The sequence below is a fragment of the Rhodococcus sp. 06-156-4 genome, from assembly GCF_002259345.1.
GTDB classification, from domain to species: domain Bacteria; phylum Actinomycetota; class Actinomycetes; order Mycobacteriales; family Mycobacteriaceae; genus Rhodococcoides; species Rhodococcoides fascians_E.
In genome coordinates this window covers 216,068-228,422 of the sequence record NZ_NPGB01000028.1, presented here as the reverse complement: position 1 = coordinate 228,422, position 12,355 = coordinate 216,068, and the positions used below count along the sequence as shown (strand labels likewise).

At 63.5% G+C, this 12,355-nt stretch carries 9 protein-coding genes; 3 read left to right on the top strand and 6 right to left on the bottom strand.

What is annotated here, in order from left to right:
- The first annotated feature begins 283 nt into the window (after positions 1 to 283).
- Positions 284 to 1,117 carry an HAD-IB family hydrolase gene (locus CH290_RS20965; protein ID WP_033190101.1) on the top strand — a complete coding sequence of 278 codons (834 nt, stop codon included), beginning with the start codon at positions 284 to 286 and terminating at the stop codon, positions 1,115 to 1,117.
- A gap of 364 nt (positions 1,118 to 1,481) precedes the next feature.
- Here the strand turns inward: CH290_RS20965 and CH290_RS20960 are convergent, their stop codons facing one another.
- The 5 genes from CH290_RS20960 to CH290_RS20940 all read right to left on the bottom strand — a co-directional run bounded on the left by CH290_RS20960 (position 1,482) and on the right by CH290_RS20940 (position 7,732).
- Positions 1,482 to 2,234 (bottom strand): hypothetical protein, encoded by a 753-nt coding sequence (locus CH290_RS20960; RefSeq protein ID WP_026347403.1) that lies wholly within the window; start codon positions 2,232 to 2,234, stop codon positions 1,482 to 1,484.
- Between the two features lie 106 nt (positions 2,235 to 2,340).
- Entirely contained in the window at positions 2,341 to 4,086 is a 1,746-nt protein-coding gene (locus tag CH290_RS20955; RefSeq protein ID WP_033190100.1) for a dipeptide ABC transporter ATP-binding protein, read from the bottom strand.
- Positions 4,083 to 5,042, bottom strand: coding sequence for an ABC transporter permease (locus CH290_RS20950; protein ID WP_019662960.1), 960 nt, complete (start codon positions 5,040 to 5,042; stop codon positions 4,083 to 4,085). The genes CH290_RS20955 and CH290_RS20950 overlap by 4 nt, the downstream gene beginning before the upstream one ends.
- A complete protein-coding gene (locus CH290_RS20945; RefSeq protein WP_019662959.1) occupies positions 5,035 to 5,961 on the bottom strand; it encodes an ABC transporter permease in 927 nt (308 codons plus the stop codon). Before CH290_RS20945 ends, CH290_RS20950 begins: the two co-directional genes overlap by 8 nt.
- 142 nt (positions 5,962 to 6,103) lie before the next feature.
- Positions 6,104 to 7,732 carry a peptide ABC transporter substrate-binding protein gene (locus CH290_RS20940; RefSeq protein ID WP_019662958.1) on the bottom strand — a complete coding sequence of 543 codons (1,629 nt, stop codon included), beginning with the start codon at positions 7,730 to 7,732 and terminating at the stop codon, positions 6,104 to 6,106.
- A gap of 440 nt (positions 7,733 to 8,172) precedes the next feature.
- Between CH290_RS20940 and acs the strand changes: the two genes are divergently transcribed.
- A complete protein-coding gene (acs, locus tag CH290_RS20935; protein ID WP_033190099.1) occupies positions 8,173 to 10,146 on the top strand; it encodes an acetate--CoA ligase in 1,974 nt (657 codons plus the stop codon).
- A gap of 116 nt (positions 10,147 to 10,262) precedes the next feature.
- Here acs and CH290_RS20930 read toward each other — a convergent pair whose 3' ends face one another.
- Complete coding sequence (locus CH290_RS20930; protein WP_170947540.1) at positions 10,263 to 11,636, bottom strand: MFS transporter; 1,374 nt, start codon at positions 11,634 to 11,636, stop codon at positions 10,263 to 10,265.
- Between the two features lie 187 nt (positions 11,637 to 11,823).
- On the opposite strand from CH290_RS20930, the gene CH290_RS20925 reads away from it, so the two are divergent.
- Positions 11,824 to 12,345 carry a phage holin family protein gene (locus tag CH290_RS20925; protein WP_019662955.1) on the top strand — a complete coding sequence of 174 codons (522 nt, stop codon included), beginning with the start codon at positions 11,824 to 11,826 and terminating at the stop codon, positions 12,343 to 12,345.
- Positions 12,346 to 12,355 lie beyond the last annotated feature (10 nt).

Here is a 12,355-nt window from a genome sequence, read left to right as displayed (position 1 = left end):
TCGCCAGGGGGGGAGGAGGCGAGGGTCGTCGGGTTCAGCCCCGGGGGGTCGGGCTGAACACGTCCGAGCTAGTCGGACTGCACCGATACTACACCCGCATCACGTGCCCTTTGCAAGTTCAACATTCGCCGAAATCCGGTACCGACCAGTAGCCCTGACACCCACCCGACCACTACGGACTCCCCTCCCGTCACCTGGGTCGTTCCTGCAGGCTCCACTCCCGTCACCTGGGTCGTTCCTGCAGGCTCCACTCCCGTCACCTGGGCCCTCTATCCTTCACAGTGTGACCACCAGCGCCCGTATCGACGACGCCGAATCCGCTCGTCCTGCCGGAAGAATTGCCGCGTTCTTCGACTTGGACAAGACAATTATCGCCAAGTCGAGCACGCTTGCGTTCAGCAAACCGTTCTTCGATCAGGGGCTGATAAACAGACGCGCCGTACTGAAGAGCAGCTACGCACAGTTTCTTTTTCTGCTCTCCGGCGCCGACCACGATCAGATGGAACGGATGCGCGCTCATATCGCAGCGATGTGCGCGGGTTGGGACGTGGAACAAGTCCGTTCGATCGTTGCAGAGACGTTGCACGACATAGTCGATCCACTCGTCTTCGCCGAAGCCGCCGATCTCATCGCGGATCACAAACTGCGCGGACACGATGTCGTCGTCGTGTCCGCATCCGGCGAGGAGATCGTCGGGCCGATCGCCGAGGCACTCGGCGCGGACATCTCCACGGCCACCAAGATGGAAGTCGAGGACGGCCGCTACAACGGGACCGTCGAGTTCTACTGCTACGGCGAGGGCAAGGTGGAGGCGATGGAGTCTCTCGCCGAGTCCCGAAACTACGATCTGTCACAGTGTTTCGCGTATTCGGACTCCATCACGGACCTGCCGATGCTGGGCGCCGTCGGACACCCGACAGCAGTCAACCCGGACCGGGCGCTACGCAAGGAAGCCGCTGCCGCGGGATGGCCGATTCTGACGTTCTCCAACCCGGTGTCTCTACGATCACGCATCCAGAAACCATCTGGAACAACCGTAGCGGCAAGTGCCGCAGTAGGTTTCAGCGCTCTGGCCGCCGGCGCGATCACCTACGGACTACTCCGCAGAAAACGATGACCTCTACCCCTTGATGTGAGCGGCGCCACAGGGTACAAATGACGTACGGAAGAACGGAAGGCCAAGTTCGAACCGGAAGAGAAGGTTCGTTTCTCCCGACCGCGATTCCCAGCACGGACATCAGGCACCCACGCGGAGCGCGCCGCTGACAGGGCAGAAGCGCTGTGGGCCTGCGAGTTTCGGGAAGCAGCAGCAAGAACCCTGCACCGGTTGCAGGGATGACCTCCTACTTCACCGGATCGTCGCCGAGGCCTCGCGATCACAGAATCGCCACAGCCCACCTTTGCACGCTTGGTAACCGGTTAGTCCGTGCTAAGGGGCGGCGAAGTCGACTTCGGTCGACGACGCCGCCCTTTTGGGGTTTCTACTGGCCTGCGGAGCCTGCGGCCTCCGCAATCGACGTCGCCTCCGCCGCGCCTGCTTCGAGAGCGCCGCAGCAATAGATGATCCAGCTCCCGACACCCGTCGCCGAGCCGGACGCGAAACCGTCGGCGCCGTCGCGATACGCCTGCGAACGTCGCATCCAGCTGACCTCGGGCACCCCGAGGTTGTGCGGATCGAGACCGGACGACGCCGCGACCAATCTCGATGCTGCGCGGGCGACCACACCATCGGCGGTTCCGAACGGCTTCAACGTCAGCAGCTCACCGTGCACTATCGCCGCGACGACGGGCGCAGGAGCGGACGTACCCCCGGTGACGAGCTGGGCGAGAAGATCCAACCGATTCCCGACGCCGTCGCGTGGCCGCCCGAGCAGTGCGTCGTCGTCGACGAGGTCGGCCGCAGCGAGCAGGTGCAGCCGTGCAAGTGCTTGCAGCGGTGCCCGCTTCCACACCGGCAGCATGTTCTGCAGCGCGTCGCCGTCGAGCGCGGACCCGACGCGCAAGCACCCGGCCAGAATGGGATCGCCGTCCTCGCCTGCACGGGGGAAGTCCATCGTGCCACCGTCGAGCACGGACGACGACCGAGCGGCGCGGACAGCGGCCTCCGCCGCGGTCGCCGGCCAACCCCGGCGGTTGGCCTTGTGTCGGTGAACAGCGCCGAGAGCATCACGCGCGCGCTCGGCGGCGTCGACGATTCCCGGTAGCTCGAGCAGCGGTGCAAGTGGATCGGTCACGAGTGACGACGGTACCCGCGTGCTCTACTCACCGGCACCGCACCACCGTGCGCTCACGACCGGGACGTCGGCGGTGAACGCACGGTGGTGCGAGTGAACAGGAGGGTCAGGCTCCGAGCTGAATGGATCCACCCGGAATAGCGGCGAGCAGCCGCTGCGTGTACTCCTCCTTGGGATTGTCGAAGACCTCGTCGGTCTTCGCTGCTTCGACGATTTCACCCGAGCGCATGACGAGGACGTCGTCGGCGATCTGCCGGACGACGGCGAGGTCGTGCGTGATGAACAGGTACGTCAGTCCCAGTTCTGCCTGCAGATCGTTCAACAGGGACAGGATCTGAGCCTGGACGAGTACGTCGAGAGCCGACACCGCCTCGTCGCAGATGACCACCTCGGGCTGAAGCGCGAGTGCACGGGCAATGGCCACACGTTGACGCTGACCACCGGACAACTCGTTGGGGAACCGCCGCACGACCGAGGCCGGCAGCGACACCTTGTCCAGCAGATCCCGCACCCGAGCTTCGCGCTCCTTCTTGGTGCCGACGCTGTGGGTGCGCAGCGGCTCCTCGATGGTGCGGAAGATCGAGTACATCGGATCCAGTGAGCCGTAGGGGTTCTGGAAGATCGGCTGGACCCGGCGCCGGAACGCGAATGCATCCTTGTTGGACAGCCCGGCGACGTCGCGGCCGTCGAACTTCACCGTTCCTTCGGTCGGCTCGAGCAAGCCGAGAACCATCTGCGCCACAGTCGATTTACCGGACCCGGACTCGCCGACGATGGCCGTCGTAGTACCGCGCTCGACCGTGAAGGACACGTCCTTGACGGCGGTGAAGAGCGTCGATTTGAACGGGCTTCCGCCGCGCAGCTTGAACTGCTTGGTCAGATGATCGACCACCAGCACGGTGTCCTTGGCGGGCTCGAAGGCACTGTCGTGCTCCTCGGCGACGACCTCCTCGGCAACCTCCTTGGCTTGCTCGACGATCTCCTTGCGCACCGCCGACGACTTCAGCCGCTGCGACGCCAGCGACGGTGCCGCCGCGACCAGCTTCTTCGTGTAGGGGTGTTGCGGATTCTGCAGAATCTCCAGTGCCGGGCCGGATTCGACGATCCGGCCCTTGCTCATGACCACCAGGTGCTCGGCGCGCTCGGCAGCAAGACCGAGATCGTGGGTGATGAGCAGAACCGCAGTTCCGAGTTCCTTCGTCAGACCTTCGAGATGGTCGAGAATCTGACGCTGCACGGTGACGTCGAGCGCGGACGTCGGCTCGTCGGCGATGAGCAGTTTCGGCCGGGCGGACAATCCGATCGCGATGAGTGCACGCTGACGCATACCACCGGAGAACTCGTGCGGGTACTGATTGACACGCTTCGCCGAGTCCGTCAGGCCTGCTTCGTCGAGCAGTTCGATCGCCCGAGCCTTCGCGGCCTTGCCTTTGGCAATGTTGTTGGCCGCCAACGCCTCCTCGATCTGGAAACCGATCTTCCACACCGGGTTGAGGTTGGACATCGGGTCCTGAGGAACCAGCCCGATCTGACTGCCGCGTACCTCGACGAAGTCCTTCTCCTTGGCCGTGGCCAGGTCCTTGCCGTCGAACAGGATCTCGCCGCCGGTCACCTTGCCGGTGCCGGGCAACAGATTGATGATGGCGTGCGCCGTCGTCGACTTACCGGATCCCGATTCGCCGACGATGGCCACGGTCTGGCCGGGATAGACCGTCAAGCTGACACCTCGAACTGCCGGTACCGGACCGGAATTCGACTGGAAGGACACCTCGAGGTTCTTGATGTCGAGCAGAGGCTGCTCTGCTCTGCCTGGATCAGTGGTCATCGCGTCGTCTTTCGTACGTTCGCTCATCGCTTACGGGCCTTCGGGTCGAGAGCGTCGCGCAACGCGTCGCCCATCATGATGAAGCCCAGCACGGTGATTGCCAGTGCCGCTGCGGGATAGAACAGAATCGTCGATCCCTGACGCAGGGTGACCTGCGCGGCACTGATGTCGCCGCCCCAGGACACCTCGGTCGGGGGAAGCCCGATACCCAGGAAGGACAGCGTGGCTTCGGCAACGATGAAGGTACCGAGCGAGATCGTCGTGATGACGATGATCGGAGCCATCGAGTTCGGGAGGACGTGCCGAATCAGGGTGCGCACCTTGGAGACTCCCAATGCACGGGAGGCCATGACGTAGTCGTTGTTCTTCGCCGACAGCACGGCGCCACGCGTGATGCGCGCCATCTGCGGCCAACCGAACAGTGCGAGAACGAGAATCACGGTCCAGATGGTGCGATCGGTGAAGAGCTGCATGAGCACGATGGCAGCGAGGATCAGCGGGACACCGAAGAAGATGTCGGTGAGACGGGACAGCAGCGAATCCGCCCAGCCGCCGTAGAAGCCGGCGAACGCACCGAACAGCACGCCGATGACCAGAACGAGGAAGGTGACTCCGACACCGGTCAGCACCGACGCGCGTGCGCCGTAGATGGTGCGTGCGTAGATGTCACAGCCCTGCCGGTCGAATCCGAAGATGTGGCCGGACTGCGGTCCCTGCATGCTGAAGTCCAGGTTGCAGTACCTGGGGTCGGCGCTGGTGAACAGCGACGGGAACGCAGCGACTACGATGACGGCCAGAATGATGAGAGCCGAGACGATGAAGATCGGACGCTTGCGCAGGCTCACCCACGCGTCCTTCCAGATGCTGGCGGGCGCCTCGTCGATGTTCACCGCATCGGTCTGACTGACGTCGATGACCTCGTCTTGTTCGACGAATCGCGCTTGCCGCACGGAGCGGTCGTTCGAAGATGTGGACTCAGGCATAACGGATCCTTGGGTCGAGCGCTGCGTAGAGGAGATCGACGACGAGGTTCGCGATCAGGTAGACGACGATCAGGACGGTCACGAAGGACACCACCGTCGGCGCCTCACCTCGGATGACCGCCTGGTAGATCGTGCCGCCGACGCCGTTGATGTTGAAGATTCCCTCGGTGATGATCGCGCCGCCCATCAGAGCAGCGAGGTCCGCGCCGAGGAACGTGACGACCGGGATGAGCGAATTACGCAAGACGTGCACGTTCACGACACGGCTGCGGGACAGGCCCTTGGCCGTCGACGTGCGCACGAAGTCCGCACTCAGGTTCTCCGCGACCGAGGTTCGCGTCAGGCGCACCACGTACGCGAAGGACACGGCACCGAGCACGAATGCCGGGAGCAGCAGATTCTTGAAACTGGTGTTGCCACCGACCGTCGGCGGGACGATGCCCCATTTGATGCCGATGAAGAACTGCGCCAGGAAGCCGATGACGAAGATCGGCACGGCGATGATGACGAGGCTGACGATCAGCACGGTCGAGTCGAACAGCTTGCCCTTGCGAAGACCGGCGATCAGACCGAAGCCGATACCGAAGACACCCTCGATGACGAGAGCCATCGCGGCGAGCTTGGCGGTGATCGGAAATGCCTGCACGAGAACTTCGCTGACGGGACGGCCGGAGAACGACATTCCGAAGTCGAAGGTGAAGATGCCCTTCAGGTACAGCAGGTACTGGACAATGAACGGCTGGTCGAGGTTGTAGCGAGCCCGCAGCTGATCGGCGACGGCGGGGCTGATGGCCTTGTCACCTGCGAGTGCGGCAATGGGGTCTCCTGGAAGCAAGAAGACCATGGCGTAGATCAGGAATGTCGCCCCGATGAAAACGGGGATCATCTGAAGTAATCGGCGTCCGATGTACCAGAGCATCGGATCACCTCCTTTGGAGGAAGGTGGACGTCACCGAGAAGGCCGGGGCGTCGAAAAGTAGTGAGGGGGCAAGCACACGAGCAGGGCGGTAGGTGAAAGACCTACCGCCCTGCTCGGTCTCATGGAGCTGAAGAAGAGAAGATCAGTTCTTCTCGATCTCGTTGTAGATCGGGATACCGTCCCAGCCGATCTTCACGTTGGTCACGTTCTCGGACCAGCCGCTGGCTGCGTTGCGGTACCAGTTCGGCACTGCGGGAAGGTCGTTCAGCAGGATCGACTGAGCCTGGTTGACCAGTTCCTGCGCTTTGTCCTTGTCCGTCTCACCTGCGGACTCGCGGAGCAGACGGTCGAACTCGGGGTTGGAGTAGTCACCGTCGTTGGAGCTGCCGCCGGTCTGGTAGTTCTGCGCCAGGAAGCCGTACTGCTGCGGGTAGTCACCCTGCCAGCCCGAGCGGAACGCCGTCGGGATGGTGCGGTTGGTGGCCTCGGTACGCAGCTGAGCGAACGTCGGGTACGGAGCACCCTGCGCCTCGATGCCGAGCGTGTTGCGGATGCTGTTGGTGACAGCGTCGACCCATTCCTGGTGTCCACCATCGGAGTTGTACGCGATGGCGAAGGTGCCGGTCCACGGTGCGATGGCGTCGGCCTGAGCCCACAGAGCCTTCGCGGCCTCGGGGTCGTACTCCACGTTGGACTCGTTCTCGAGCGAATCCGTCCAGCCCTCGATGGCCGGGCTGGTGTAGTCCTTGGCCGGGGTACGCGTGTTGTTGAAGATCTGCTCGGTGATCTGATCGCGGTTGATCGCCTTGGAGATCGCCTGACGACGCAGAACGCCTTCCTCGCCGCCGAAGTGTGCGAGACGCGACGGGATGGTGAACGTCTCGATGCTGGCGGACGGCTGGTTGACCGTGCGGCCGGGCAGATCGGTCTCGAACGTGGTGACGGCCGAGGACGGAACGTTGTCGAGGACGTCGACGTTGTTCGACAGCAGATCCGTGTAGGCGGTGTCCAGGTTGCTGTAGAGGATGAAGCTGACACCACCGTTGGCGGGCTTACGGTTTCCGTCGTAGTCCGGGTTGGTGATCAGGTCGATGCGGACGTTGTGCTGCCACGCACCTTCGGAGGCGAACTTGTACGGTCCGTTGCCGATGGGGTTCTCGCCGAATGCCGCGATGTCGTCGTATGCGACCTCGGGAAGCGGGTAGTACGCGGCGAATCCGAGACGATCGGGGAATGCTGCCTCGGGCTGCTTGAGCTCGATGGTGAACGTCTTGTCGTCGACGACCTTCAGTCCGGACATGGTCTGGACGGTCGGGTTCTCGGCGGCGACCTCGTCGTAGCCCTGAATCGGGTCGAAGAACGATCCCTGCAGCTGCGCGTTGGTGGACAGCGCGCCGTAGTTCCAGGCGTCGACGAAGGAGTTGGAGGTGACGGGGGTTCCGTCGGTGAACGTCCATCCGTCCTTCAACGTGATGGTGTAGTTCTGACCGTCGGTGGTGTCGATGGACTCGGCCACCTCGTTCTGCACACCACCCTCGGGCGTGTACGAGACCAGGCCGGCGAAGATCGAGTCGACGACTCGGCCACCGGTGTTCTCGCTGGTATTCGTAGGAACAAGCGGGTTCTGGGGCTCGCCACTCCAGGCGTTGATGATCGCTGAGCCGTCTCCCGACCCTCCGCTGCTCGTCGAGTCACCGGACGAGCACGCCGTGACCAGCGCCGCTGATACGACAACCGCTACCGCAGCTGTCGCAATGCGTGTTCTACGCAAGACAAATCCTCTCTTCGGTCGATCACGGGTTCGCCGTGATCTTCTCCCCACGGGCGTCACGCCCACGGGGTTCTGTGGGGCGACCGCCGGCCACATCCTTTAGTGCGGGGTGGCAACGATCTCAATACCGCAGACTTTAGACACATCCTGAAACGAACATGTGAACTCCCCCAGTTTTTGCTGACTCGCGAGTAAGCACGAAACACGATCGAAACTTTTCGGCAAGTCATTTCCCACCGCTCGAGAGCCCCTCCGAACGGGCAGGCCCGACGGATCAGTCCTGAATACCGTCCGTCGCGGAAAACCGACCGATCACCGCAGATCAGAGGGTTGCACACCGCTGCAACGATGCGACCGCCCTCACATGTGACTACCCTCACAAGGGCTGCCTGTGATGGCATCGAGCGCCTTACGCGGACGACGAAAGCGAGCAATCAGAGATGACGACCAGTACCCCTGAAGCCACTGAGAACGGCGCCGGGGAGACCTACCCGCCTTCGGCCGAGTTCGCGGCTCAGGCCAACGCGACGGCCGACCTCTACGACGACGCCGAGAAGGACCGACTGGCGTTCTGGGCCGAACAAGCGAGCCGGCTGCACTGGCACACCCCGTTCACCGAGGTACTCGACTGGTCCGATGCACCCGTCGCCAAGTGGTTCGGCGACGGCGAACTCAACGTCGCCTACAACTGCGTCGACCGCCACGTCCTCGACGGCCACGGTGACCAGGTCGCCATCCACTGGGAAGGCGAACCGGGCGACAGCCGCGACGTCACCTACTCCGATCTCCTCGCCGAGGTCTCCCAGGCCGCGAACACCCTCACCGACCTCGGTCTCGTCGCCGGCGACCGCGTCGCGATCTACATGCCGATGATCCCCGAGGCCATCGTCTCCATCCTCGCGTGCGCACGCCTCGGCCTCACACACTCCGTCGTCTTCGCCGGATTCTCCGCCACCGCACTGCGCTCACGCATCGACGACGCCGAAGCCAAACTCGTCATCACCACCGACGGCCAGTGGCGGCGCGGCAAGCCCGCGCCCATCAAAGAGACCGTCGACCACGCCGTCGACGGGGCAGCCGGCAGTGCATTCGAGAACGCTGCCGCGTCAGTCGAGCATGTGCTCGTCGTCAAGCGCACCGACTCCGAGGTGGACTGGACCGAGGGCCGCGACCTGTGGTGGCACGAGAGCGTCGCGCAGGCATCGACAGAGCACGAGGCGCAGCCGTTCCCGGCCGAACACCCACTGTTCATCCTCTACACCTCCGGCACCACCGGTAAGCCCAAGGGCATCATCCACACCTCCGGCGGATACCTGACGCAGACCTCCTACACCCACCACAACGTCTTCGACCACAAAGCAGGCAAGGACGTCTACTGGTGCACCGCCGACATCGGCTGGGTCACCGGGCACTCCTACATCGTCTACGGCCCCCTCTCCAACCGCGCCACCCAGGTCGTCTACGAGGGAACCCCCAACTCCCCCGACGAGCACCGGCATTGGAACGTCATCGAGAAGTACAAGGTCTCGATCTACTACACCTCCCCCACCCTCGTGCGCACGTTCATGAAGTGGGGCAAGGAAATCCCCGAAGCACACGACCTCACGAGCGTCCGCCTGCTCGGATCCGTCGGCGAACCCATCAACCCCGAAGCATGGCGATGGTTCCGCGACGTCGTCGGCGGCGGCACCGCCCCCATCGTCGACACGTGGTGGCAGACCGAGACCGGGGCCATCATGATCTCCCCGCTCCCCGGCGTCACCTCCACCAAGCCGGGTTCGGCGATGACCCCACTACCGGGCATCTCCGCCAAGATCGTCGACGACGACGCCAAGCCACTCGGCAACGGCGGCAACGGATACCTCGTCCTCGACCAGCCGTGGCCGTCGATGCTGCGCGGCATCTGGGGCGACATGGAACGGTACAAGGACACCTACTGGTCCCGCTACGCCGAAGAAGGCTGGTACTTCGCCGGTGACGGCGCCAAGTACGACGACGACGGCGCCCTGTGGGTCCTCGGCCGCGTCGACGACGTCATGAACGTCTCCGGCCACCGCATCTCCACCAGCGAAGTCGAATCGGCACTCGTCAGCCACCACGGCGTCGCCGAAGCAGCCGTCGTCGGAGCCGCCGACGAGACCACCGGCCAGGGCATCGTCGCGTTCGTCATCCTGCGTGCCGGAGTGGACAACACCGGCGACGAACTCATCGCCGAGCTCAAAGCACAGGTGTCGAAGGAGATCTCACCGATCGCCAAGCCACGCGAGATCTCCATCGTCCCCGAACTACCCAAGACCCGCTCCGGCAAGATCATGCGACGCCTCCTGCGCGACGTCGCCGAAGGCCGCGACCTGGGCGACACCTCCACCCTCGTCGACCCCAAGGTCTTCGAGGCAATCAAGAAGGGCCGCTGACACTTTCGCTTTCAAATGGGTCACTCCGCAGGCTCCGCTCCTGCAAAATACCCCCGAGTTGTGCGTCCAGGACTCCTGGAACCGCACATCTCGGGGGTATTTCCGTCAGTCGAGCGTTACACGTTCTCGAGCTGCTGGTCCCTGGTTTCCTTCATCACGATCAGCGAGATCAGGGTCAGTGCAGCAACGATGGCCAGGTACACCCCGACCCATCCGACGCCGTAGCTCGAGACCAGCCAGGTGGCGATGAACGGTGCCACTGCGGCACCGAGGATCGAGCTGGTGTTGTACGAGATTCCCGAACCGGTGTACCGCACGTTCGTCGGGAACAGCTCGGGCAGAACAGCACTCATCGGGCCGAAGGTGAGACCCATCAAGCCGAGACCGACGCACATGAAGACCAGCATGCGTCCGGCCGACGCGTTCTCCGGCGCCGCGAACCAGTGGAACGACAGACCGAACACGACGATCGCCGCGGTGATGACGATCAAGGTAGGTCGACGGCCGTACTTGTCGGCGAGGATGCCTGCCACCGGAATCAGGGCTGCGAAGAACAGCACCGCGATCAGCTGCAGCTCGAGGAAATCGGTGTAAGCGATGGTGATCTTCGGACCGTTCACGTCGGAGACCTTGCCGGTTCCGTAGCTGACGACCCACGTGGTCATGATGTAGAACAGCGTGTACGTCGCCAGCATCACGAACGTGCCGATGATCAGCTGACGCCAGCTCGTCTTGAAGACCTCGGCCAGCGGGGTCTTGACCTTCTGTCCGCGCTCGACGGCGAGCTTGAACACCGGGGTCTCCTCCAGCTTCAACCGCACGTACAGGCCGATGATGACCATGATCGCGCTCAGCAGGAACGGGATTCGCCACCCCCACGTCAGGAAGGCATGGTCGCTGCCGGACACCGCGGCGTCGTACCCGGTGAGGATGACGATCAACAGGAAGATGCCGTTGGCGAAGAAGAATCCGATCGGCGCACCCAGCTGCGGGTACATCGCAGCCCAGGCGCGCTTGCCCGGCTTCGCCGTCTCCGTCGCGAGCAGCGCAGCGCCACTCCACTCGCCGCCCAGACCGACACCCTGCGCGAAACGCATGAGGGCCAGCAGAGCAGGCGCGATGATGCCTACGGAGTCGTACGTCGGCAGCAGACCGATCAGGAACGTCGCGACACCCATCGTCAGCAGCGAGCCGACGAGGGTCGCCTTCCGCCCGATGCGGTCACCGAAATGGCCGAACAGAATGGACCCGATGGGACGCGCGACGAACGCGAGCCCGAACGTCGCGAACGACGCGAGCAACGCCGTCGTGTCGTTCCCGGCCGGGAAGAACAGCTTGGGGAAAACGAGAACCGCGGCGGTCGCGTAGATGTAGAAGTCGAAGAACTCGATCGACGTTCCGACCATCGAAGCCACGACGATACGAGACCGTGGTACCTCCGGGGCCGCCGCTACAGAGCCGTCACCTGGGACGGACGGGGAAGTACTCACTGCCTGCGCTCCTGCGATTGCACTCGATATATGGGGGTATGTACAACTGGGAAGTTACCTGACAGCAACCTGAGAATTTCAGCGGATGCGTCGTTCCTGCAGCCACGACGCGTACGAACATGGGTCGGCACTAGTGTTAGGGCCGCAAGAACCAAACGATGCACCAGCAAGTGGAGGGGTCGAGAAGTTGAGCGATACCAATCGCGGCCAAGGCACCATTGCCAACGGCAAGAACGGCTACCCGGACGGGGTGCCGAACACCATCTCGTCCATCCCGTTGTCGGACGTCGACTACCGCGCGCCCGGCACCGGCAGCATCGGCAACCTGGTCAAGGACGCGACGACGCAGGTGTCGACGCTGGTGCGCGCCGAGGTCGAGCTGGCCAAGGCCGAGGTCACCGGTGAGATCAAGAAGGGTCTGCAGGGCAGCCTGTTCTTCCTGCTCGCGCTCGCGGTTCTGATCTTCAGTGCGTTCTTCTTCTTCTTCTTCGCCGCGGAGACACTCGACATCTGGCTGCCCAGGTGGGCCGCGTTCCTGATCGTCTTCGTGTTCATGCTGCTCGTCGCCGCACTGTTCGGCTTCCTCGGCTACCTGCGCGTCAAGAAGCTGCGCAAGCCCGAGAAGACCATCGACTCGCTCAAGCAGGCGTCGACGGTGCTGCCGAACCAGCACGAGAGCACTCCCGGCATCCCCGGTTACAAGAAGTAGCGGCGGCACG

Bases quoted from the DNA above. Each gene is read 5' to 3' on its own strand.
- CH290_RS20955 (WP_033190100.1), bottom strand. From the start codon at position 4,086: ATGAGCGAACGTACGAAAGACGACGCGATGACCACTGATCCAGGCAGA.
- CH290_RS20950 (WP_019662960.1), bottom strand. From the start codon at position 5,042: ATGCCTGAGTCCACATCTTCGAACGACCGCTCCGTGCGGCAAGCGCGA.
- CH290_RS20945 (WP_019662959.1), bottom strand. From the start codon at position 5,961: ATGCTCTGGTACATCGGACGCCGATTACTTCAGATGATCCCCGTTTTC.
- acs (WP_033190099.1), top strand. From the start codon at position 8,173: ATGACGACCAGTACCCCTGAAGCCACTGAGAACGGCGCCGGGGAGACC.